The sequence below is a fragment of the Mesorhizobium sp. KACC 23794 genome (assembly GCF_052180275.1).
GTDB lineage: Bacteria > Pseudomonadota > Alphaproteobacteria > Rhizobiales > Rhizobiaceae > Kumtagia.
Genome location: NZ_CP197465.1, coordinates 3,859,679 through 3,882,728 on the forward strand (window position 1 = coordinate 3,859,679; position 23,050 = coordinate 3,882,728).

Consider the following 23,050-nt stretch of genomic DNA (forward strand, 5'->3'; position numbering starts at 1 on the left):
CACGCCTTTAGGCGGCTGGGATTGAGTCGCATCCTGTGTAGATTGGCTTTATGGAAGCGTACAAGCGTGGCAGCCACACAGCTTGGGACTGTAAGTATCATCTGGTGTGGGTGACGAAGTACCGCTACGCGGTGCTTGGCGGTGATGTCGGCAACCGCTGCCGAGAATTGCTACGGGAGACTGCGCGAGCGCACGAGATGGTCATTCACGCCGGGTCGATCAACCGTGACCATGTGCATATGCTGTTGTCGATCCCGCCGCGCCTGTCTGTATCGCGCGCCGTGCAGCACCTGAAAGGGCGCAGTTCGCACAAGTTGCTGAGTGAGTTCGGGATATTGCACAAGCGCTACTGGGGTCAGCATCTGTGGGCGCGGGGCTATTGGGTGACGACGAGCGGCAACGTCACGGACGAGATGTGGATGGAGTACATTAAGAACCAGATGCCACCCGAGCCCGATGACGAGTTCAACGTGACGTGAGTGAATGCCGCGTCCGCCGACGGCGGACCGATCCGGCTTTGAGCCGTAACCCGAAGCCACCGCCTCTTAGGCGGTGGAGCATTCACAAAAATTAGCCGGCTTTCAATGATGCGATCAGTCCTTGGACTTCTTCTCGGGCAGTCCCTTGCGTTTCGTCTCGGCAAAATCCTCGAGCTGTTTTTCGCTCATGGACTCGTACATCTCCTTCGAAGCACCCTTGAGTTCGCTTTTCCGGGTGTCGCCGCGCTTGGCGGAAAGTGCTGCGCCGGCGGCTTTCTGCTGGGCTTTCGATTTGGCGGGCATGGCTCGATCTCCTGGCTGGAAATCCTTTCCTAACGCCCGTGCGACATCCCGGTTCCGCAAGTCCCGACAGCTCGATACACATGCTAACATATTGTATTTATTGTATTTGGAGAATTTCCAAACTCCAGTTTTACTTGACATCCTGTATCATCTTTCTATTTTGCGGGGCGTCGTCGTGGTCGCGGCACAGGCAAATCCGGTTTCGAAAAAGGTCCCGCCAATGACAGCCCGCCGCTTCCCGCTGCTTGCCGTACCGGCAGTGGCCTTGCTCACCATGTCCACGCTGACGCCCGCGGCGCAGGCCGACGAAAAATCGTTCACGCTGACCATCCAGGATCACCGCTTCAAGCCGCAGACGCTGACCGTGCCGGCGGGCGAGAAATTTTCGCTGGTGGTCGTCAACGCCGATCCCACGGCGGAAGAATTCGAGAGCAACGATTTCCATGTCGAGAAGGTGATCGGCGGCGGCAAGCAGATGATTTTCCATGTCGGCCCGCTGGCCGCCGGAAGCTACGGCTTCTTCGGCGAGCGGCACATGGACACCGCGCTCGGCAATCTCTTCGCGGAGTAGGCGCCATGCTGTCGACTTTCGTCATCGTTTTCCGCGAGACGCTCGAGGCGGCGCTGATCGTCGCCATCGTACTTGCCGCGAGCAAGGGCATAGCCGGCCGCGGCGGCTGGGTGGCGGCGGGCGTCGCGGCCGGCCTTTTCGGCGCGGCGATCGTCGCCTTTTTCGCCAACGGCCTTGCCGATCTCTTTGAAGGCAACGGCACCGAAGTCTTCAACGCCGGGGTGCTGCTGGTCGCCGTCGGCATGCTCGGCTGGCACCAGATCTGGATGAGCGCACACGCCGCCGAACTCGCCGGGCAAAGCCGCGCCATCGGACGCGCCGTGAAGGACGGGGGCAAGCCGCTATCGGCGCTGGCCATCATCTGCGCCGTGGCCGTGCTGCGCGAAGGCTCGGAGACCGTGCTTTTCCTCTATGGCATCGCCATCGACGGCGAAGTCGGCGTTGCCGAGATGCTGCAGGGCGGCCTGCTGGGCGTCGCCGCCGCCGCGCTCGTCGGCTGGCTGTTCTACGCCGGGCTGCTGCGCGTGCCGCTAAAGCACATTTTCCGGGTGACGGGCGTCATCATCATCCTGCTCGCCGCCGGTCTCGCCGCGCAAGCCGCCGCCTTCCTCGTCCAGGCGGGCTACCTGCCGGCGCTCGGCTACGACATCTGGAACACGTCCGAAATCCTGCCGCAGACAACCGCGGTCGGCTTCCTCCTGCACATACTGGTCGGTTATGTCGCCCGCCCGGAAGGCATCCAGATCGTCGCCTACGCGGCGACCGTGGCGGCAATCGTCTTCGGTTCGGCGATGATCAAGCGGTCGCAGGTCCGGCCGGCTACGGCGTGACGGCCAATCCAAATCCCTGCATCAGGCGGCGCTCGGCAAAACCCGCATTGCCCGAGGTGAAGACCGCGATGTCGAACCGCTCGCCGGGGGCGGAAGCGGGCGCCTGCCCGATCTCAGGCAGCAATGACAGCGCCCTTCTCGCAATCGCCTCGGCGGGATCGATCCAGTCGACCGGCCACGGCGCGGTCTTGCGCATCCGGTTGACCAGGAACGGATAATGCGTGCAGGCGAGCACCACGATGTCGGTGCGCCCTCCGTCCCGCTCGATGAAGCACGGCGCGATCTCCGCCCCCACCGCCTCCTCGTCGACGAAACCGTCGCGCATATAGTTCTCGGCGAGTGCGGCCAGCCTGTCGCTGCCGACCAGCCGCACATGGCATTTCGACGCCCAGTTGGTGATCAGGTCGCGCGTATATTGCCGCTTCACCGTGCCCGGCGTCGCCAGCACCGAGACCAGGCCGGAGCGCGTGCGCTCGGCGGCGGGTTTTATCGCCGGCACGGTGCCGACGAAAGGGTGTCCGGGAAACGCCTCGCGCAGTGCGTCGATCACCAGCGTCGAGGCGGTGTTGCAGGCGATCACCGATATTTCGGGGTCGAAACGTTCGAGCAGACCGCCGAACAGGCCGATGATATGCGCCTTCAGCGCCGGCTCTTCCCAGGCGCCGTAGGGAAAGGCCGCGTCGTCGGCGACGTAGACGAAGCTGCGGTCCGGCATCAGCACGCGCGCCTCGCGCAGCACGGTGAGCCCGCCTATGCCGGAATCGAACATCAATACCGGGCGCTCAGCCATCGCTTCCCTCCCCGGCGTCCGTCTCTTCCGCCCGGCGCCCCGGATGCGCCAGCCGGTCGACCTCCGCCTTGCGCTGCGGATAGCCGGCGCCGCGCGGCTCCTTCGGCGAAAAATAGTCGAGCGAGGCGACGATGCCGCGCAGCACCTTGATCTCTCCGATCGTAAAGGCCGGGCGCGTCAGCACCGCCCGCACCTTGTCGACCATTTTCGCCTTCTTGGCCGGCGGCCGGAAATAGCCGCGGGTGTCGAGCGCAGCTTCAAGATGGCCAAGCAGGCCGTGCAGTTCCTCCTTGGGCGCCAGCTCGGTCTGCGGCCCCGTGAAGGGAATGTCGGTCTCGCGATCGAGCCCGGCCTTGCGCCATTCGTATGCCATCAGCAGGACAGCCTGCGCCACGTTGAGCGACGCATAGGCGGGATCCACCGGAAAGGTGACGATCTCGTCGGCCAGGCTGATCTCGTCATTGTCGAGCCCGAATTTTTCGCGCCCGAACAGGATGCCGGTGCGCACGCCCGACGCCTCCTGGCCGCGCAGAAGCCGCGCCGCCTCCACCGGCCCGCGGACCGGCTTGAACCCGTCGCGCTCACGCGCCGTCGTGGCGAAGACGAAATTGAGGTCGGCGATGGCAGTGCGCAGATCGCCGAAGACGCGGGCCGCCTCCACGACATGCGTGGCGCGGCTGGCGGCGGCCGTCGCCTTGTCGTTCGGCCAGCCGTCACGCGGCGACACCAGCCGCAGCTCGGCCAGGCCGAAATTCGCCATGGCGCGCGCCACCATGCCGATATTCTCGCCCATCTGCGGGGCGACGAGGACGATCACCGGGCCGGTGGCCGGGGTCCGGGTTTGGTCGCTGGATGCCATGATGTCTGGTCGATCAGATTTGCGAACTTTGTGTGTCCCTGCCATAGTTGGCCGAGGAAATGAAGCTTGGCGAACGCCTCGTTCGAAATGCGGGCTTCCCTGCCTTATCCGACACAGGACCAATGCAACGGGCGATCGGGCAGACGGCCTCCTTGGCGATGATCGCGGCGCGGCCGGTGCTGTCGGTGGCGTTTGCCGTCTGGGCGGCCCACGCGCTTGGCCTCGAGGACACGTGGTGGGCGGCGATCAGCGCCGTCATGGTGATGCAGGAGAGCTTCGGCGCGTCGTTCTACCGCGGCCTGCTGCGCATGGCGGGCACGATCTGCGGCGCGGCCATCGCCGTGGTGCTGGGGCCGCTGATCGCGCCGCATCTCGTCCTCTTCGTCGTCGTCACGGGTCTTGCGACCTGGGGGTGTCTCTATTCGGCGCTGGTCTTCCGGCACAGCTACGCATGGGTGCTGGCGCTGGTGACCTTCGTGATGGTGGCCTGCGAGGCGGTGAACCCGCAGGGACATCTCGGCGCATTCGCGCTGGAGCGGGTGGCCAATGTCGCCGTCGGCACCGCCGGCTGCATCCTCGTCGTCGGCCTGATGGATATCAGCCTCGTCAGGGTCGCGCTGAACCGCGGCAAGGGCTGGCGCGACCTCGCCGTTCCGATGGTCGGACGCCTGTCCGACGCCCCCATCGACAGCCGCGACGCAGCACTTCACGCCTTGCAGGGAGCCGTCGCGATGCTCTTCCTGTCGCTGGCGGTCGGCCTGTGGCACATCGGCCCGCTGGCCCAGGGCATGGTGACGACGGTCGCCGTCATGATCGTCCCGCTCGACACGGCAAGGGGCGACCCGCACGCCCTCGTCGTGCAGCGCATGGCGCAGCGTTTCGCCGGCTGCCTGCTGGCCGGCGGCGTGGCGCTTGCGCTGTTCCCGCTCATCGAGGCGAAGCCGCTCCTGTGCCAGATCGCGCTGGCCGCCGGCGTCGGAGCCGGCACCGTCGTGCAGGCCGTGGCGCCGGGCCTGCGCTACGCCGCCGTGCAGTTCACCGTCGCCTTCCTGATGGTGTTCGTCCAGGATCAGGGCTGGTCCATCGAAGAACGCCCGGCACTGGAGAGGCTGGCCGGCGTGCTGGCCGGCATCGCCACGCTTTATGCGGTCTTCGTAATCTTCCAGAACCGGGCGCGGCGGTCGTGAATTGAAGTTGCCGCGCTTGATCATGCTTTGATATACGAACCGAATTCCCAGGCCTCAGCCATACGGGCGACGGCCGCTTCCGCTCCCAACAGCAAGGCTTTTTCAATGGCGAAGATCAAGGTGGCCAACCCTGTCGTCGAACTCGACGGCGACGAGATGACCCGCATCATCTGGCAGTTCATCAAGGACAAGCTGATCCACCCGTATCTCGACATCGACCTCGAATATTACGATCTCGGCATCGAAAGCCGCGACGCCACCAACGACCAGATCACCATCGATTCGGCCAACGCCATCAAGAAATACGGCGTCGGCGTCAAATGCGCGACGATCACGCCCGACGAGCAGCGCGTCGAGGAATTCAAGCTGAAGAAGATGTGGAAGTCGCCCAACGGCACGATCCGCAACATCCTCGGCGGCACCATCTTCCGCGAGCCGATCATCATGAAGAACGTGCCGCGCTTGGTTCCCGGCTGGACCAAGCCGATCATCGTCGGCCGCCATGCCTTCGGCGACCAGTATCGGGCCACCGACTTCCGCTTCCCCGGCAAAGGCAAGCTGACGATCAAATTCGTCGGCGAGGACGGCCAGACGATCGAGCATGAGGTGTTCGACGCGCCGGGCTCCGGCGTGGCCATGGCCATGTACAACCTCGACGAATCGATCCGCGAATTCGCGCGCGCCTCGCTGAACTACGGCCTGCTGCGCAACTATCCGGTCTACCTGTCGACCAAGAACACCATCCTGAAAGCCTATGACGGCCGCTTCAAGGACATCTTCCAGGAGGTCTACGAGCAGGAGTTCGAGGCCGAGTTCAAGGCGAAGAAGCTGTGGTACGAGCACCGCCTGATCGACGACATGGTGGCCTCCAGCTTGAAATGGTCGGGCGGCTATGTCTGGGCCTGCAAGAACTATGACGGCGACGTGCAGTCGGACACGGTGGCGCAAGGGTTCGGCTCGCTCGGCCTGATGACCTCGGTGCTGATGACGCCGGACGGCAAGACGGTCGAGGCCGAGGCCGCGCACGGCACCGTCACCCGCCACTATCGCCAGCACCAGAAGGGCGAGGAGACTTCGACCAACTCGATCGCCTCGATCTTCGCCTGGACGCGCGGCCTGGCGCACCGCGCAAAACTCGACGACAACGCCGAGCTCAAGAAGTTCGCCGACACGCTGGAAAAGGTCTGCATCCAGACGGTCGAGAGCGGCTTCATGACCAAGGACCTGTCGCTGCTGATCGGCCCGGACCAGCCCTGGCTCTCGACCACCGGCTTTTTGGACAAGGTCGACGAGAATCTGCAGAAGGCGATGGCCTGACGGCCATTACGGAAGAGCTGCGACCAGCAAGAATGATGGTCGCAGGTCTCCTTTCAAAGACGTCTCGGCGCGTCACGTTCGATCCCGGCGCGTCTTTCTCGAAAACCCATCAAGGATGACCGCACCATGCGTTTTCTCATCTTGGCCGCCGCGCTGATCATCGGCGATACCGCCCTGGCCCATGCCAAGACAAAATTGGTCGATGTTGACGACGAGGTCGTGGTGCACCCCTTCAACCTCACCGCCGATGCCATCGAAGAGATGACCGTCATCGACACAAGGGGAAACAAGATCGGAGAGATCGAGGAAGTCCTGGGGTCGACCAAGCACAGGGCTACGGCAGTCGCGGTCGACGTTGTCGACGGATCTGGCCTGAGGGACGACGACAAGGACATGGTCGTCCCGTTGGACGCCCTGGTTCTTCAGGATAGCGGGACGCTGGTCCTGAACGCCGATGCCGAGACGATCAGGAAATACGAGGTATTCAGCGACTGACCCGGCCGCCGGCCGATCCTGGCCGACGCACGCTCGTACCGGTGTAGGCCGCCGCGCGCGGCGCGGCACGAATCAGGCGGCCTGCATGGCCGCCCTCACCGCCGCGATCGCTTCCGCCGATTTCGTTGCATCCGGACCGCCGGCCTGAGCCATGTCGGGACGGCCGCCGCCGCCCTGCCCGCCGAGCGCCGCCGATGCGACGCGCACCAGATCGACGGCGCTGAAGCGCTTCGTCAGATCGTCGGTGACGGCGACCACGACGCTGGCCTTGCCGTCGTCGCCCGCACCGACAAAGACTACCACGCCGGAACCGACCGATTTCTTGCCGGAATCGGCCAGCGGCTTCAAATCCTTCGGCGAGACGCCGGTCACCGATTTGCCGAGGAAGCCGACGCCGGCGACGGTTTCCACCTCCGCGCCACCGTCCGCGCTGCCGCCACCGCCCAGCGCCAGTTTCTTGCGGGCTTCCGTCAGGTCCCGCTCCAGCTTCTTGCGCTCGTCGACCAGCGCCTCCACGCGCGAAAGCGCTTCGGCCGGCGAGACCTTGAGCGTCGAGGCGATTGTCTTCAACCTGCGGTCCTGTTCGTCGAGATGTTTGCGTGCGGCTTCGCCGGTCAGCGCCTCGATGCGCCGCACGCCGGCGGCGACGGCGCTGTCGGAAAGAATGCGCACGAGGCCGATATCGCCCGTGGCGCCGACATGGGTGCCGCCGCACAGTTCGACCGAATAAGGGCGGTTCGACCTGGCGCCATGCAGGCCGGTGCCCATCGAGACGACCCGCACCTCGTCGCCGTATTTCTCGCCGAACAGCGCCATCGCGCCTTCGGCGATCGCATCGTCGACGCTCATCAGCCGGGTCGTCACCGGCGCGTTCTGCACGACGATCTCGTTGGCCATCGCCTCGACCTGCTCGAGTTCCTCGGGCGAAATCGGCTTGTTGTGCGAAATGTCGAAGCGCAGCCGCTCGGGCGCGACCAGCGAGCCTTTTTGCGCGACGTGGGTGCCCAGCACCTCGCGCAGCGCCTCGTGGATCAGGTGCGTCGCCGAATGGTTGGAGCGCAGCCGCAACCGGCGCGCATGGTCGACCTTGAGTTCGGCTGCCGCGCCGACCTTGACGGAACCTTCGGCAACCGTGCCGAAATGCACGAACAGGCCGTCGCCCTTCTTCAAGGTGTCGGTCACCTCGAAGCGGAAACCATCGCCCGAAATCGTACCGGTGTCGCCCATCTGGCCACCGGATTCGCCATAGAACGGTGTCTGGTTGACGACGAGCCCGACCGTCTCTCCCTGCGCGGCGCTGTCGATGGAGACGCCATCCTTGACCAGCGCGGCAACGACGCCCTCGGCCTGCTCGGTGTCGTACCCCAGAAACTCGGTGGCACCGGTCTTTTCGCGCACGGCGAACCACACGGTTTCCGTCGCCGCCTCGCCCGATCCGGTCCAGCTCTTGCGGGCTTCGGCCTTCTGCCGTTCCATTGCATCCTGAAAGCCGGCGAGATTGACGGAGATGTTGCGCTGGCGCAGCGCGTCCTGGGTCAGATCCAGCGGGAAGCCGTAGGTGTCGTAGAGCTTGAAGGCGGTCTCGCCGTCGAGCATGTCGCCCGGGCCGAGCGTGGCCGTCGCGTCTTCGAGCAGCCCGATGCCGCGCACCAGCGTCTTGCGGAAACGGGTTTCCTCCAGCTTCAGCGTTTCGGTGATCAGCGCCTCGCCGCGCACCAGTTCGGGGTAGGCGGCGCCCATCTCGCGCAACAGCGCCGGAACCAGCTTCCACATCAACGGCTCGCTCGCACCGAGCAACTGGCCGTGGCGCATGGCGCGCCGCATGATGCGGCGCAGCACATAGCCCCTGCCCTCGTTGGACGGCAGAACCCCATCGGCGATCAAGAAGCAGGATGACCGCAAATGGTCGGAGATGACGCGGAACGAGGCGACATCGTCCTTGCCCGGCCCGCGCCCCAGCACCGACGCGGTGGCGTCGATGAGGGTGCGGAACAGATCGGTCTCGAAGACGCTATCTACGCCTTGCAGGATCGAGGCCATGCGTTCGAGGCCCATGCCGGTGTCGATGGACGGCCGAGGCAGGTCGATGCGCTGCTCCTTGGTGACCTGCTCATATTGCATGAAGACAAGATTCCAGAACTCGAGGAAGCGGTCCCCGTCCTCCTCGGGGCTGCCGGGCGGGCCGCCCCAGATGTGCTCGCCACGGTCGATGAAGATCTCCGAGCACGGGCCGCACGGGCCGGTGTCGCCCATCGCCCAGAAATTGTCCGATGTCGGGATGCGGATGATGCGATCGTCGGAGAAACCGGCGATCTTCTTCCACAGATCGGCCGCCTGGTCGTCCGTGTGATAGACGGTGACCAGCAGCTTGTCCTTCGGCAGGCCGAAATCCCGGGTGATCAGGTTCCAGGCAAGCTCGATGGCGCGTTCCTTGAAGTAGTCGCCGAAGGAAAAATTGCCGAGCATCTCGAAGAAGGTGAGATGGCGGGCGGTGTAGCCGACATTGTCGAGGTCGTTGTGCTTGCCGCCGGCGCGCACGCTTTTCTGCGAGGTGGTGGCGCGGACGTAAGGACGCTTCTCCAGGCCGGTGAAGACGTTCTTGAATTGAACCATGCCGGCATTGGTGAACATCAATGTCGGGTCGTTGCGCGGCACCAGGGGGCTGGAGGCGACGACCTCGTGACCGTTCTTCCTGAAATAGTCGAGGAAGGTCGACCGGATCTCGTTGACGCCACTCATGTCACTGCCTTCTGAAGTCCCGCGCGGCGGGGAATTGGACATGGCCTTTTAGCGGCAGCGCCAAAGCCTGTCCACAACACCGCGCGGCCTGAAAAAGCGTGGAAAGCCTTGCGCCAAAACGGATATCGAAGGCGAGCCTCAAAAACGAAACCGCCGGCAATTTTTGCCGGCGGCGCTCCATCATCCACGAACAGGTGGCGGCTCACATCTCGGCGGCGTCGTCCATATCTCCATCCCGACCGCTCTCCAGCAGCTTCTCGGAAATCAGGCCCGCATTCTGGCGAATCACTGTCTCGATCTCGCGCGCCGTATCCGGATTGTCGCGCAGGAAGATCTTCGCGTTCTCGCGGCCCTGGCCGAGGCGCTGCGAATTGTAGGAGAACCAGGCGCCCGACTTCTCGACGACGCCGGCCTTGACGCCGAGATCGACAAGCTCGCCGGTCTTGGACACGCCCTCGCCATACATGATGTCGAACTCGACCTGCTTGAAGGGCGGCGCCAGCTTGTTCTTCACAACCTTGACGCGGGTCTGGTTGCCGACGACCTCGTCGCGATCCTTGACCGCGCCGATGCGGCGGATGTCGAGGCGCACCGAGGCATAGAACTTCAGCGCATTGCCGCCGGTCGTCGTCTCGGGCGAACCGAACATCACGCCGATCTTCATGCGGATCTGGTTGATGAAGATCACCATCGTGTTCGAACGCGAGATGGTGGCGGTCAGCTTGCGCAGCGCCTGGCTCATCAGCCGCGCCTGCGCGCCGGGCAACGCGTCGCCCATCTCGCCCTCGATTTCGGCGCGGGGCGTGAGCGCGGCAACCGAATCGACCACCAGCACATCGATCGCCCCGGAACGCACCAGCGTGTCGCAGATCTCCAGCGCCTGCTCGCCGGTGTCCGGCTGCGAGATCAGAAGGTTCTCCAGGTCGACGCCGAGCTTGCGCGCATAGACCGGGTCGAGCGCGTGCTCCGCATCGACGAAGGCGCAGATGCCGCCCTTCTTCTGGGCTTCAGCAACAGTGTGCAGCGCCATCGTCGTCTTGCCGGAGCTTTCCGGGCCATAGATCTCGATGACACGTCCGCGCGGCAGCCCGCCGACGCCGAGCGCGATGTCGAGCCCGAGCGAGCCGGTCGAGATCGTGCCGATCTCGACGACCTTCTCGTTGGCGCCGAGACGCATGATCGAGCCCTTGCCGAATGCCCGCTCGATCTGCGACAGCGCCGCATCCAGAGCCTTTGTCTTGTCCACAGATCTGTCCTCAACAAGCCGCAATGTGTTCTGCGCCATGATACATACCCCTTGGTCGTCTATGAAGGCCGGCTGGTCCGATATCCCGGATTGTTTGTACCTCTTTTGTTCTATTTTGGCAAGAGGGGGCAACCCATTGTTTTTACGATTCTTTCCAAAAATGTTCGAATTCTGTTCCGCCTCACCCGGGCGGATGTGCGCGCCGATTCCGCCTAGGGAACCTCGGTGCCGCAGGCCTGGGCAAGCTGCGCCAGCGTCTCCCTGATTCCGGCGAGATCGAACACCGCCTCGCCGCTGCCTGAGAACACGCCGAAGCGCCAGGTCAGATGCAGGCGCCGCGCGCGCGACAGCCTGGCGACCTGCTCGTCGCCGTCTGTCTGCAGCGCTCGGCTCTTCTGCGCCAGCGCCCACTGCTCCTTGAAGGCGCCGCCATTGTCGAGGCGGATCGAGACGCCGACCCCCCCGTCGCCGGCGATCGTCTGGCGCACCACCACCGCCTGCCGCCAAACCGGAAAGCGCCGCGTCTCGCAGGACACCACCAGGGCCGGATGATAGTCGATCGTGCGCGTGCCGGCGGTCAGCGTGTTGAGGCTGTAGAGCGTCGCGGTCGCAGCGTCCCGCCCCGCGGATACCTTCCAGCGCCCGGCCTGCTGGGCGTTGGCCATGCCCGCGTAGACGAGGGCCGCCAGGACGGTGGCCGCCGCGATGCCTGAAGAGTGCTTTCGTTTCATGGAATCGCGCAGCCCGCCCCCGACAAATCCGCGGGCAAGTTTTCGGCGGGAAGCCACGCCAACGCAAGAGCCGCCGTGTCTCAAATTCCGGACGGCCGCTTTCCGCTCGCTTTACGACCAAGAAAAAAGCCGCCCGAAGGCGGCTTCCATCTCGTGGCGAAGGAAAAATCTATTCCGCGTCGGCGTCCTTGGCGGCCTTCTTCTTGGCCGGAGCCTTCTTCTTCGGCTCATCCGCCTCGGCATCGCCGGCGGCTTCCGCCTTCTTCGCCGCCGCCTTCCTGGCCTTGCCGGTCGGCTTGGCCGCCGTCTCGGCGTCCTCGTCCTCGGCCATCAGCTCTTCCTTGCTGACCTTCTGGTCGGTCACCGAAATCTGGCCGAGCAGGTGGTCGACCACCTTCTCCTCGAAGATCGGCGCGCGCAAGGTCGTCAGCGCCGCGGCGTTGTTGCGGTAATAGTCGAAGATGCCCTGCTGCTGATCGCCGGGGAAGCGGCGGACGAACTCGAACAGCGCGCGCTGCAGTTCCTCGTCGGAGACCTGCACGGCAGCCTTCTCGCCGATCTCGGCCAGCACGAGGCCGAGCCGTACGCGGCGTTCGGCGAGCTTCATATAATCGGCGCGGGCGGCTTCCTCGGTGGTCTCCTCGTCGGCGAACGTCCGGCCGGCGGCTTCGAGGTCGCGGTTGACCTGCGTCCAGATGTTGTTGAACTCGGCCTCGACCAGTTTCGACGGCGCCTCGAAAGAATAGGAGGCGTCGAGCTGGTCGAGCAACTGGCGCTTCACCTTCTGGCGGGTCATCGAGCCGAACTGGTTCTCGATCTGGCCCTTCACGATCTCGCGCAGGCGCTCAAGCGATTCGAGCCCGAGGCTTTTCGCGGTCTCGTCGTTTACTTCAAGCGCACCGGGTGCCGCGACTTCCTTGACGGTGACGTCGAAGGTCGCTTCCTTGCCGGCGAGGTTCGCGGCCTGGTAGTTCTCGGGGAAGGTCACGGTGACCTGCTTCTCGTCGCCAGCCTTGGCGCCGACCAGTTGGTCCTCGAAGCCGGGGATGAACTCCTTGGAGCCGAGCACCAGCGGCTGGCCGTTGCCGGCGCCGCCCGCAAATGCCTCGCCGTCGATCTTGCCGACATAGTCGATGGTGACGCGATCGCCCTCGGCGGCCGCGCCGTCCTTGGTCTCGTAGCTGCGCGCCGATTCGGCGACACGCTTGACCTGCTCGTCGATCTCGTCCTCCGGCACGTCGTAGACCGGGCGGGTCACCGCGATGCCGGTGAAATCCTGGATGTCGAAGGCCGGGATGATCTCGTAGGCCAGCTTGAACTCGAAGTCGGCGCCGCCGGACAGGATCTTCTCGGCTTCCTTCTCGTCCTCGGTCATGGTGACCTCGGGCTGCATGGCGGCCTTCTCGCCGCGCTCGGCGACGATGCTGCGCGGCGTGTCGGACAGGATCTCGTTGACGACCTCGGCCATGAACGACTTGCCGTACATCTTGCGCAGATGCTGGAGCGGCACCTTGCCGGGGCGGAAACCGTTGATGCGCGCCTTGCCGCGCGCCGTCTCCAGCCGCGCGACCAGCTTCGATTCCATGTCGCCGGCGGGCACCTTGACGGTGATCTCGCGCTTCAGGCCGGAATTCAGTGTCTCGGTAACCTGCATCATAAAACCTTTGTCATCTCGAAAGGGTAGAGCGGCTTCAGCCGTTCGTATCCCTGATCCTTGCATGCCGCGCGGCAATCTGGCGTGTGGAGAAACGATATCCCGGTTCCTTGCGGAATCCAGGAAGAGATGCTCTCACCTGCGCTCCAGAAATAGCGGTAAGCTCTTGTTCTTCCTGCGCCTTACCGCGTTTATCCGAAGCGGACCGTCACATCCCGTCACTTTTGTGACGCCTTTTGTCACAGGAGTGTGGCTTTTTCAACTCTCTTCGCGAGTTTCGCACGATGGTGCGGCGCTGACGGCGCGGAAAGGTTGGGGACGGCATCGTTGACAGAACGTGCGTGCCATGGGAATTGCAGTCTGCGCGGATGTGGCGGAACTGGTAGACGCCCTGGATTTAGGTTCCAGTGCCGAAAGGCGTGGGGGTTCGAGTCCCTTCATCCGCACCACTATCCAGCGCGCGCCGATATCTCCGGATCGATGCCTTGAAGCTCCCTTCCGGCTCACGGCACAGCCCGGATTCGCCGCAGTCTCCTCACGCGACCAGCGGCAGGCCGATCTGGGTGACCCTCTTGAGGAACTGCGGTGTGGTGCGCACCTGCCTGAATGCCGGGTCGATGATGAAATCGAAGACGTCGCCTTCGTAGCGCTCGAGCGCCAGCTGCAGGTGCGCGGCGGCGCCGGAGGCGTCGTTGTTGAGGGCGAAGAGATGCGCGAGGCTATAGGCGGGCACTTCGCCGGTCTCGGCATGCCGTCTCGCCGCCGACAGCATGGCTTCCGCCATCCCGGTCCTGGCGCCAGCGGACAATCCCTTGCGTCCGGCCTCAATGATCTCTCGCGCCGCCTTGCTCGGATGCAGGCTTTCCAGCCGGCCCAAAAACTCCAGATAGCGCGCGCCGTCGCCTCGGGCGAGGCAGAGATAGGCAAGGCCCTTGTAGGCCATCTGGTAGTCCGGCTCGTTCGACGCCAGTTTCAGCAGCATCTGCTCGGACGTGTCCATCTGGCCGAGCGCGAACAGGATGTAGGCCTTGGCCGATATGATCGAGCGCGACTGCGGGTCGAGGTGCTGGGCCTGGTCGATCTCGGCAAGCGCCTCGCGCGGATATCCGGCGAAGAGCAGGGCCTCGGCAAACCAGTGGCGCGTCAGCGCCGAATTCGGGTTGAGGCGGCGCGCATGTTCGAAGCGCCGCAGGGCGCGGTCATATTGCAGCAGCCAGAAGAACTCGATGTTGGCCAGGGCGGTCTGGGCCTGGTCGAGCGCCGGATCGAGCGCGATCGCCCGCTCCACCGCATCCAATGCGCGGATATAACCCAGCTTCTGCGTGGTCGCGCCATATTCTCCGGCCAGCTTGTGAGCGACAGCCAATGCGGTATGCGCCTGCGCGTAGTCCGGGTCGAGGCCAACGGCCTTTTCCAGAACGGCGACCGCCTCGGTCAGGCTTGCCCGTGTCCGCTTCTGCCAGAGATAGGTTCCTTCGAGATAAAGGTCCCGTGCGGCCATGGAGGGTTCGTGGACCTCGCCGGACGGCCGCGCGCCGTTCAGGCCAGAATGCACGCGCGGCAAAACCCTGACGTCGAGTCCCGGCTGCGTTCCGCGCATGTTGAGCCAGGCAGCCAGCGCATGGCGGTCGGCGAAGACGGTCCCCTTCGTGCCGGGCATCCGCTGCACCGGCATGCCGCGCAGCTTTTCCCAGCGCTTGACCGTGCGTTCGTCCTTGCCGAAGAACGCGGCAATGTCCTTCCAGCCATTCAGCAGCTGGTATTCGCCGCCCGAACCCGTATGGCCCGGCGACATCCGAGATGTCCTGTTCTGCCCCATCGTCTCCCGAACTGCTTGCCCCAAGGCGCCGGGTCGCCTGTGGTTTGAGGCTAACGTTTTGCGTCACGCAAAGAAAGGTGCGATCACATTGATTTGACGGGCAGACGTAGGACAGTAGCGTCAGATCATTGTGTTGACGGTGGTCATGGCCAAACGCCGTGTTCCCGACAGCGCTTGGTGATCGTATAGTAGTTGTCCGGGCTGCCGAGATCTGACAATTTGAAACGAGGTGGCTTGTCGCGCGAAATTGCCAAGAAGCCAATGAAGGGCGCGGTCCCAACATAGCCGCCAAACCCATTCTTGGCGTTAATAGTGCCACACACGACGTGGTTCAGGTCGAAGCTGCCTCCCTCGCCGGTGACTTCGTGCACGGCGTCGATCTCCCCGAATATAGCGCTCGTAGGGTCCCTCAGCACAGCAGTTACACCGGCTTTGACAGCATCCACCTCACTCTCGGTTAGCGCACGCCGCTCCTGCGCGACCGCAACATAGCTGATAACCGACAAAGTGGCTAATACAGCAATGAGTCGCACAGCGCGCGCCTGCGCAAGCATTCCCCGCAACATTGACAGGCAGTTACACTCCGCAAAGCTGGCAATGCAGTTTGCCGTACCCTTGCCTGAAGCGCAACGGCGCCCCCAATTTATTTAACGCTACAGGTCGAGTTAGCCTCCAGCTATGCGAAAACCTCAACCCAGATGGCCGCCACCGGCCGCCGCGGCTGCATCGCCCCGTCCGTCATTGCCGAAAAGCTGGTCGAAGATGCGGCCTTCGAGCCTCGCCAGTTCCGGTGAGCCGTGGCGGCGCGGACGCGGCACGGCCACGTCGAGGTCGAGCGCGATGCGGCCATGGTCGATCACCACGACGCGGTCGGCCATCGCCACGGCCTCGGCAACGTCGTGGGTGACCAGCACGGCGGTGAATTTCTGCTTTAGCCAGATACGCTCCAGCAATTGCTGCATCTCGATGCGGGTCAGCGCGTCGAGCGCGCCGAGCGGTTCGTCCAGCGCCAGGATCTTTGGCTGCCCAACCAGCGCGCGGGCCAGCGCCACGCGCTGCCGCTGGCCGCCCGACAATACCGAAGGCCACTCGCCGGCGCGGTCCGCGAGGCCCACCTCGCCCAGGATCTCCAGCGCCCTGCCCCGCGCTTCCAAGCCCTTGGCGATGCCGGTGAGGCCGACCGCGACATTATCGGCGACGCGCGCCCAGGGCAGCAGCCGTGGCTCCTGGAACATGATGCGCGTATGGCCAAAGTCGGTCTTACCGCCGCCATGGTCGAGCGTGCCGGAGGTGGCCTTGTCGAGACCGGCCAGCAGCCGCAGCAAGGTCGACTTGCCGCAGCCGCTCTTGCCGATGATCGCCAGGAACTGCCCGGCCTTCACTTCGAGGTCGATGCCGTCGAGCACGACCTTGTCGCCGAACTTTTTCCCGACATTGCGGAATGAGAACGCGGTGGGCGGAGCCGGCGAAGGCACGAGCCGCGCCACCGGGGCTGCCTCAAAGGCTTTTCGGGCGGCGATGGTGGCAGCGGTCATGCGAAAAAATCCTCATGCGGTCTGGAAGGCCGGATGCCATTGCAGCGAAAGCCGTTCCAGCAGGCGGGCAAAACTGTCGGCCAGCTTGCCGAGCAGCGCGTAGATCAGGATGGACAACACGACGACGTCGATCAGCAGGAACTCGCGCGCCTGCATCGCCATGTAGCCGAGGCCCGACGACGCCGAGATGGTTTCGGCGACGATCAGCGTCAGCCACATGATGCCCAGTGCATAACGCAGTCCGACGAAGATCGCCGGCAGCGCGCCGGGCAGGATGACGCGCGAAAACAGCTGGAAGCGGGTCATGCCGTAGATGCGGCCCATCTCGACCAGTTGCGGGTCGACGCTCTGGATGCCGAGCAGCGTGTTCACATAGATCGGGAAGAACACGCCCAGCGCCACCAGGAAGAGTTTTGCTTCCTCGTCGATGCCGAACCACAGGATGACCAGCGGGATCAGCGCCAGATGCGGGATGTTGCGGATCATCTGCAACGTCGTGTCGGTGAGCCCGCGCGACAGCGCCGAGACGCCGTTGGCCAGCCCGAGCACGAAGCCGATCGAGCCGCCGACCGCAAAACCGGCCAGCGCGCGGGCGGTGCTGACCGCGATGTTTTGGATCAATTCACCAGAGACGAGCAGGCGCCAGAACGCCTCCGCCACGGCCGACGGCGCGGGAAGCACGTTGCCGGCGATGAAGCCGGTGCGCGACGCCAGTTCCCAGACCACGACGATGACGATCGGCAACAACCAGCCGAGTCCGCTTTGCCCTATCCTACCAAGGGTCCGGTTCATGAAGAGGCCTGCAGCCGGCGGGCGCCGTGATGGCCGACCGCGAATTCATTGGCGATGCGGTTGCCCACCTGGCGGCGCGCCGTGCCGAGCCCGAGTTCGGGGAACAGCAGTTCGGCGACGCGGTAGGCTTCCTCCAGATGCGGGTAGCCGGAGCCGATGACCGTGTCGATGCCGACCGCCTGGTACTCGCGGATGCGCTCCGCCACCTGTGCCGGCGTGCCGACCAGCGCCGTGCCCGCGCCGCCGCGCACCAGTCCGACGCCGGCCCACAGATTGGGGGCGACCACCAGCCGATCCCGCCTGCCGCCATGCAACTCGGCCATGCGCCGCTGGCCGACCGAATCCATCTCCTTCAGGAAGCGCGCCTGCGCATTCTCGATCTGCGCGTCGGTGACATGGCTGATGAGCTTTTCCGCCGCCGCCCACGCCTCGTCCTCGGTTTCGCGCACGATGAAGTGGAGCCGGATGCCGAAACTCAGCTTGCGTCCCTTCACTGCCGCCTTGGCCTTGGCGCGCGCCAGCTTCTCGGCGACCGAATGAACCGGCTCGCCCCAGGTCAGGTATTTGTCGACCTGCTCGGCCGCCAGATCCTGCCCGGCATCGGACGAACCGCCGAAGAATACCGGCGGAACCGGTTTCTGCACCGGCAAGATGTCGAGCCGTCCGCCTTCGACGCGATAATATTTGCCGTTGAAGTCGACCTGTTCGCCCGACAGCAGGCCGCGCCAGACTTTTAGGAACTCATCTGCCTGCGCGTAGCGCTCGTCATGCGGGGTGAACACGCCGTCGCCGGCAAGCTCGACTGGATTGCCGCCGACCACCACGTTGAGCAGCAGCCGCCCATCGCTCAGCCGGTCAAGCGCGGCCGTCTGGCGCGCGGCGAAGGCCGGCGACACGACGCCCGGCCTCAACGCCACCAGGAATTTCAGCCGCTCGGTATAGGTGGCGAGCCCGGTCGCGGTGATCCAGGAATCCTCGCAGTTCTGCCCCGTCGGCAGAAGCACGCCGGGAAAGCCAAGCCGGTCAACGGCCTGCGCGATTTCCTTGAAGTAACCGAACTCCGGCGGGCGCTGCTGCTTCTCGGAGCCGAGATAGCTGCCGTCGCCATGTGTCGGGATGAACCAGAAGAAGTCGAGCGGGCGGTTCGGATTCGTATTGGCCGGCGATACGGTGGAAAGAGTCATGCTGGCTTCCTTGGCTTGCAGCGGGCCGCTCAGTTTGTCGGTGCGGTCCAGACGATATCGCGGACATCGACCTTGTTGGGGATCAGCTTGAGGTCAAAAAACGTGTCGGCGATCGCCTGCTGCTGCGCCACCACCGCGTCGGAGAGCGGACCCACCTCGATCCGGTAGCGGTCGATCGCCGCCTTCTGTGCGGCAAGGTCGATGCCGGTCGCCTCCGAGGAGATGGCCGCAAGCTCGTCCTTGTGCTCGGCCGCCCAGCGGGCGACGCCGGACAATTCCTCGACGGCGGCTTTCAACACGTCGGGATGTTCTTCCGAAAATGCCTTGCTGGCGAGGTAGAAGGAATTGCTGTCCAGTCCGTCGGCAGTGGTCACCAGCGGCCGCGCATTATGCTTGGCTTCGGCGATGGCGAAATACGGATCCCAGACCGCCCAGGCGTCGACGCTGCCCGTCGTGAAAGCCGCCACCGCGTCGGCCGGCGCCAGGAACGCCGGCACGATGTCGGAATAGGCGAGCCCCGCCTGCTTCAGCGCCTGCACGGTGAAGTTATGCGAGCTGGAGCCTTTTCCGAACGCGACCTTCTTGCCCTTGAGATCGGCCACCGATTGGATCGGCGAATCCTTTGGCACCAGGATGGCGTTCTGCACGGCGGGCGAGCTTGCCGCATAGACCAGTTGCGCCCCGGCCGATTGCGCCAGGATCGGCGGCGTATCGCCGGTGACGCCGAAATCCACGGCGCCGGCGCCCAGCGCCTCCAGCAGCGGCGGGCCGAACTGGAACTCCACCCACTTGATCTCTTCGACGCCGAGCGCCTTCAGCCTGGTCTCGAAAACCTTCTGCTGGCGGGCGGCGACCAGCAGGCTGCTGCTCTTCTGGTAGCCGATGCGGAACTCTTTTGGCGCACCGGCGGCCTTGGCGGGAGCGAGCGACAGGCAGGGCGCCAGCAGCGCCGCGCCGAGAAAACCGGAAAGCAGGAAGCGTCTGTTGAGCATGGTCTTCGCCTTTCGAGAAGGATTTGCCAGGACGTCTGCGTCGAAACCGATCAGTTGCCCGGCGGCGTCCAAACCGCGTCGGCGATCTTGATGGCGTTGGGGATCAGTTTAAGCTTGTAGAAGCGGTCGGCCGTCGCCTGCTGATTGGCGATGATCTCGTCGGTGATCGGGAAGATGCCGAACTCGGCGCGGTTGGCAGCCAGCGTCTGGGCCTCCAGAGGCACGCCGGTCACCTCGTGCAGCGCAGCGGCCACCTTGTCGCGGTTGGCGTCGGCCCATTCCGCCGCGACCTTCAGCGCGCCGATCGTCGTCGTGACGGCCGCCGGGTTCTCCTTGGCGAAGTCGCGGTTGGAGAGGAAATAGGTGTTGACCTTCAGCACCTCGGGCGAGCGCACCAGAACGGTCGGCGTGTAGCGGGTCTCGGCGATGGCCAGGAACGGATCCCAGATCGACCAGGCGTCGACCTTGTCGCTGGCGAAGGCCGCGGCCGCATCGGCCGGCGCCAGATAGACCGGCTCGATCTGGTCGAAGGCGAGGCCGTTCTTCTCAAGTGCAGCGATCAGCAGATTGTGGGCGCTGGTGCCCTTGCCGACCGCGACCTTCTTGCCCTTCAGATCGGCCACCGACTTGATGCCGGATTCAGCCTTTGCGACGATCGCCTCGCCGCCGACATTGCCGGGAAGTGCGGCGACATAGACGATCGCCGAGCCGGCCGACTGGCCGAAGATCGGCGGCGCATCGCCGGTCCAGCCGACATTGATCGCGCCGACATTCAGCGCCTCCACCAGCGGCGGGCCGGCGGTGAATTCCACCCACGACACGGTGATGCCTTGCGGCTCCAGCGCCTTCTCGATCAGTTGCTGCTGGCGGGCGATGACCGGTAGGCCGGTCTTCTGGTAGCCGATCTTGAGTTCCTTCAAGTCGGCGGCTTGCGCAGCACCTCCGCCCAGGACCGCCGCGGCCAGCAGGCCGGCCGAAAAAACGCGCCGTGTGATTGAGAACATTGACCCCTCCGTCTGGGACGGCGCAAACCGCCCGCCCGATTGAATGAGGCCATGCTAGGTAAATCCATCAATTCTATAGAGGTAAAATATTTCGAAATTGGATTGTGGCAGAGAAGTATTTTGCGCCCGCCTGCCCTTCCGCCGCGCGGATAGGCTGGAAAGGGTGAGGGCACCATCCCCGCAGTGCGCGCGCCTGTCGGGAAACGTTGCGTCCTCGTGGGGTCGAATGCCGAGCAACAGGTAATATTTTCCCATGCCAATACTATCCAAGGATGCATTTTCTATTCTCTGATCGAGGCGAGGTGCGCCGTCTCTCTCATCGCGAGCAGCGGGCCGGTATCTTGGCGACCATCAGACAACACCCTTGGGGAGACCATTCATGAAACGCCTGCTGCTCATCGGCGCCGCCCTCGCCGCCCTCGGCATCGGCCCGGCAAACGCTCAGGACAAGCTCCTCAACGCCTCCTACGACGTGGCGCGCGAATTGTTCGAGGACGTCAACGCCGCCTTCATCCCGAAATACAAGGCCGACACCGGCAAGGACGTCACCATCGACCAGTCGCATGCCGGCACCTCGAAGCAGGCGCGCGCCATCGTCGAAGGCCTCGAGGCCGACGTCGTCACCTTCAACCAGGTCACCGACATCGACTTCCTGGTGAAGAACGGTTTTGTCTCCGACGACTGGCAAAGCGAATTCGCCAACAAGGCCTCGCCCTTCTATTCGCTGCCGTCCTTCCTGGTGCGCGCCGGCAATCCGAAGGGCATCAAGGACTGGAACGACCTCGTCCGCGACGACGTGAAGGTGATCTTCCCTAATCCAAAAACCTCCGGCAACGCCCGCTACACCTATCTCGCCGCCACCGCCTACGCCAAGGAAGCCTTCAAGGGCGACGAGGAGAAGGTGAAGGCATTCGTCACAAAACTCTTCGACAATGTGCCGGTGTTCGACACCGGCGGCCGCGCCGCCACCACCACCTTCGTCGAGCGCGAGATCGGCGACGTGCTGATCACCTTCGAATCAGAAACCACCGGCATCCGGAAAGAGTTCGGCGAGGACAAGTTCGAGCAGGTCGCGCCGTCCGTCAGCCTGCTGGCGGAATTCCCGGTGGCGATCGTCGATAAGGTGGTCGACAAGCACGGCTCGCGCGATCTGGCGAAAGCCTATCTCGACTTCCTCTACACGCCCGAGGGCCAGAAGATCGCCGCCGAAAACGGCAACCGTATCAACGACGAGGCGGTCGCGGCCGAATTCAAGGACAAGTTCCCGAACGTGCGCCTGGTCACCGTCGAGGACGTGTTCGGTGGCTGGCCTGCGGTCCAGAAGGAGCATTTCGCCGCCGGCGGCCTGCTCGACCAGATCTACGGCGAGCGTTGACCTGAAGCGTCGTTTCGGCTTGATGGCCGGCGGGTCTTTTGGACCCGCCGGTTTTCGTTTTTAACACCATTTTTCCGAGCCAATCTGTGGAATTTCAGCGTTCGCGCCGCCCCTCACTGCCCTGCCGGGCATCTCTCCCCGTGAAGGACGGGGAGAGAGACGCCGGCCGCGCCGGCTTCGCCAACTTGCAACTTTGGCGATTGGAGCACGCCGTGGCGACATCGTCCTTCTCCCCGTCCTTCACGGGGAGAAGGTGCCGGCAGGCGGATGATGGGCGGCGCCGGCGTCTCAACCGCGTCTCGCGACCAACCGGCGTCCGCGCATGACCCGCCGCCGCATACTCCCCGGCCTGCCGCTGTCCCTCGGCATAACCCTGTTCTATGTCGGCCTCATCGTCGTGCTGCCGCTCGGCGCGCTTGTCTTCAAGGCCGCCAGCCTCGGCCCGGAGGACTACTGGCGCATCGTGTCCTCGGCGCGCGCCGTCGCCAGCTACCGCGTCACCGTGCTGTCGGCGCTTGCCGCCACCGCTTTCAACCTCGTCTTCGGCCTGGCGCTCGCCTGGGTGCTGGTGCGCTATTCCTTCCCTGGCAAGCGGCTGGTAGACGCCATCGTCGACCTACCGTTCGCGCTGCCCACGGCGGTCGCCGGCATCGCGCTCACCACCCTGTTCGCGCCAAACGGCTGGTTCGGCTCAGTGCTGGCCGAGGCTGGCATAAAGGTCGCCTACACGCCGCTCGGCATCATGGTCGCCATGTCCTTCACCAGCCTGCCCTTCATCGTGCGCACCGTGCAGCCGGTGCTGGAAGACTTGGACCCGACGCTGGAGGAAGCAGCCCAGACGCTCGGCGGCTCCGACCGCGCGATCTTTCTCAGGGTGATCCTGCCGCTGCTGATGCCGGCCCTGCTCGCCGGCCTGTCGCTGTCCTTCGCCCGCAGCCTGGGCGAGTTCGGCGCCATCATCTTCATCGCCGGCAACCAGCCGATGTCTACCGAGATCACCGCGCTCCTCGCCTTCATCCGGCTGGAGGAATATGACTACCAGGCCGCCGCGGCAATCGCCTCGGTGCTGCTGATCACCGCCTTCCTCATGCTGGCCTTCACCAACCTGCTGCAGGCCCGCGCCCTGCGCTACACGGTGAGGAACTGAC

At 64.6% G+C, this 23,050-nt stretch carries 22 protein-coding genes and 1 tRNA gene; 9 read left to right on the forward strand and 14 right to left on the reverse strand.

From position 1 onward, the window contains the following. The first annotated feature begins 50 nt into the window (after window positions 1–50). Window positions 51–479: an IS200/IS605 family transposase gene (gene tnpA, locus ACSBOB_RS18905; protein ID WP_442577639.1), complete on the forward strand. Its 429-nt coding sequence runs from the start codon at window positions 51–53 to the stop codon at window positions 477–479. A gap of 114 nt (window positions 480–593) precedes the next feature. Here the strand turns inward: tnpA and ACSBOB_RS18910 are convergent, their stop codons facing one another. Beyond that, entirely contained in the window at window positions 594–782 is a 189-nt protein-coding gene (locus ACSBOB_RS18910; RefSeq protein ID WP_442577640.1) for a DUF3008 family protein, read from the reverse strand. Window positions 783–1,002: 220 nt separating this feature from the next. On the opposite strand from ACSBOB_RS18910, the gene ACSBOB_RS18915 reads away from it, so the two are divergent. Then, window positions 1,003–1,353 carry a cupredoxin domain-containing protein gene (locus ACSBOB_RS18915; protein WP_442577641.1) on the forward strand — a complete coding sequence of 117 codons (351 nt, stop codon included), beginning with the start codon at window positions 1,003–1,005 and terminating at the stop codon, window positions 1,351–1,353. A 5-nt stretch (window positions 1,354–1,358) separates the two neighbouring features. Further along, window positions 1,359–2,183, forward strand: a complete 825-nt coding sequence (locus ACSBOB_RS18920; protein ID WP_442577642.1) for an FTR1 family iron permease — start codon at window positions 1,359–1,361, stop codon at window positions 2,181–2,183. Here the strand turns inward: ACSBOB_RS18920 and murI are convergent. Then, complete coding sequence (murI, locus tag ACSBOB_RS18925; protein ID WP_442577643.1) at window positions 2,173–2,973, reverse strand: glutamate racemase; 801 nt, start codon at window positions 2,971–2,973, stop codon at window positions 2,173–2,175. The genes ACSBOB_RS18920 and murI overlap by 11 nt on opposite strands. After that, on the reverse strand, window positions 2,966–3,832 hold the full coding sequence (locus ACSBOB_RS18930) for an RNA methyltransferase (RefSeq protein ID WP_442577644.1): 867 nt from the start codon (window positions 3,830–3,832) through the stop codon (window positions 2,966–2,968). The genes murI and ACSBOB_RS18930 overlap by 8 nt, the downstream gene beginning before the upstream one ends. A 122-nt stretch (window positions 3,833–3,954) precedes the next feature. Between ACSBOB_RS18930 and ACSBOB_RS18935 the strand changes: the two genes are divergently transcribed. From ACSBOB_RS18935 to ACSBOB_RS18945, 3 genes are all read left to right on the forward strand, one after another. Continuing rightward, complete coding sequence (locus ACSBOB_RS18935; RefSeq protein ID WP_442577645.1) at window positions 3,955–5,019, forward strand: FUSC family protein; 1,065 nt, start codon at window positions 3,955–3,957, stop codon at window positions 5,017–5,019. 105 nt (window positions 5,020–5,124) lie between these two features. Continuing rightward, a complete protein-coding gene (locus ACSBOB_RS18940; protein ID WP_442577646.1) occupies window positions 5,125–6,336 on the forward strand; it encodes an NADP-dependent isocitrate dehydrogenase in 1,212 nt (403 codons plus the stop codon). Window positions 6,337–6,462: 126 nt separating this feature from the next. After that, a complete protein-coding gene (locus ACSBOB_RS18945) occupies window positions 6,463–6,831 on the forward strand; it encodes a PRC-barrel domain-containing protein (protein WP_442577647.1) in 369 nt (122 codons plus the stop codon). A 72-nt stretch (window positions 6,832–6,903) separates the two neighbouring features. Here ACSBOB_RS18945 and alaS read toward each other — a convergent pair whose 3' ends face one another. The 4 genes from alaS to tig form a co-directional block, all read right to left on the reverse strand. Then, window positions 6,904–9,570 (reverse strand): alanine--tRNA ligase, encoded by a 2,667-nt coding sequence (alaS, locus tag ACSBOB_RS18950; RefSeq protein ID WP_442577648.1) that lies wholly within the window; start codon window positions 9,568–9,570, stop codon window positions 6,904–6,906. Window positions 9,571–9,772: 202 nt separating this feature from the next. Continuing rightward, complete coding sequence (recA, locus tag ACSBOB_RS18955; protein ID WP_442577649.1) at window positions 9,773–10,855, reverse strand: recombinase RecA; 1,083 nt, start codon at window positions 10,853–10,855, stop codon at window positions 9,773–9,775. Between the two features lie 173 nt (window positions 10,856–11,028). Next, entirely contained in the window at window positions 11,029–11,547 is a 519-nt protein-coding gene (locus tag ACSBOB_RS18960) for a hypothetical protein (protein ID WP_442577650.1), read from the reverse strand. 169 nt (window positions 11,548–11,716) lie between these two features. Beyond that, entirely contained in the window at window positions 11,717–13,201 is a 1,485-nt protein-coding gene (gene tig / locus ACSBOB_RS18965) for a trigger factor (protein WP_442583770.1), read from the reverse strand. 364 nt (window positions 13,202–13,565) lie between these two features. Here tig and ACSBOB_RS18970 point away from each other — a divergent pair. Further along, a tRNA-Leu gene (locus ACSBOB_RS18970) sits at window positions 13,566–13,650 on the forward strand. Window positions 13,651–13,736: 86 nt separating this feature from the next. On the opposite strand, the gene ACSBOB_RS18975 is transcribed toward ACSBOB_RS18970, so the two are convergent. The 7 genes from ACSBOB_RS18975 to ACSBOB_RS19005 all read right to left on the reverse strand — a co-directional run bounded on the left by ACSBOB_RS18975 (window position 13,737) and on the right by ACSBOB_RS19005 (window position 20,527). Further along, complete coding sequence (locus ACSBOB_RS18975) at window positions 13,737–14,996, reverse strand: tetratricopeptide repeat protein (protein WP_442577651.1); 1,260 nt, start codon at window positions 14,994–14,996, stop codon at window positions 13,737–13,739. Between the two features lie 167 nt (window positions 14,997–15,163). Next, window positions 15,164–15,391: a hypothetical protein gene (locus ACSBOB_RS18980; protein ID WP_442577652.1), complete on the reverse strand. Its 228-nt coding sequence runs from the start codon at window positions 15,389–15,391 to the stop codon at window positions 15,164–15,166. A 318-nt stretch (window positions 15,392–15,709) separates the two neighbouring features. Further along, on the reverse strand, window positions 15,710–16,555 hold the full coding sequence (locus ACSBOB_RS18985) for an ATP-binding cassette domain-containing protein (RefSeq protein WP_442577653.1): 846 nt from the start codon (window positions 16,553–16,555) through the stop codon (window positions 15,710–15,712). Between the two features lie 12 nt (window positions 16,556–16,567). Next, window positions 16,568–17,347, reverse strand: a complete 780-nt coding sequence (ssuC, locus tag ACSBOB_RS18990) for an aliphatic sulfonate ABC transporter permease SsuC (RefSeq protein ID WP_442577654.1) — start codon at window positions 17,345–17,347, stop codon at window positions 16,568–16,570. Continuing rightward, window positions 17,344–18,531, reverse strand: coding sequence for an FMNH2-dependent alkanesulfonate monooxygenase (ssuD, locus tag ACSBOB_RS18995; RefSeq protein ID WP_442577655.1), 1,188 nt, complete (start codon window positions 18,529–18,531; stop codon window positions 17,344–17,346). The genes ssuC and ssuD overlap by 4 nt, the downstream gene beginning before the upstream one ends. Before the next feature lie 29 nt (window positions 18,532–18,560). After that, window positions 18,561–19,523 (reverse strand): aliphatic sulfonate ABC transporter substrate-binding protein, encoded by a 963-nt coding sequence (locus ACSBOB_RS19000; RefSeq protein WP_442577656.1) that lies wholly within the window; start codon window positions 19,521–19,523, stop codon window positions 18,561–18,563. 50 nt (window positions 19,524–19,573) lie between these two features. After that, window positions 19,574–20,527 carry a sulfonate ABC transporter substrate-binding protein gene (locus tag ACSBOB_RS19005; protein WP_442577657.1) on the reverse strand — a complete coding sequence of 318 codons (954 nt, stop codon included), beginning with the start codon at window positions 20,525–20,527 and terminating at the stop codon, window positions 19,574–19,576. A gap of 379 nt (window positions 20,528–20,906) precedes the next feature. Here ACSBOB_RS19005 and ACSBOB_RS19010 point away from each other — a divergent pair, with 379 nt between their 5' ends. Both ACSBOB_RS19010 and cysT read left to right on the forward strand, forming a co-directional pair. Further along, the gene (locus ACSBOB_RS19010) at window positions 20,907–21,902 is read left to right on the forward strand and encodes a sulfate ABC transporter substrate-binding protein (protein WP_442577658.1); all 996 of its coding nucleotides are present in this window, start codon (window positions 20,907–20,909) and stop codon (window positions 21,900–21,902) included. A gap of 322 nt (window positions 21,903–22,224) precedes the next feature. Further along, window positions 22,225–23,049 carry a sulfate ABC transporter permease subunit CysT gene (cysT, locus tag ACSBOB_RS19015; RefSeq protein WP_442577659.1) on the forward strand — a complete coding sequence of 275 codons (825 nt, stop codon included), beginning with the start codon at window positions 22,225–22,227 and terminating at the stop codon, window positions 23,047–23,049. Window position 23,050 lies beyond the last annotated feature (1 nt).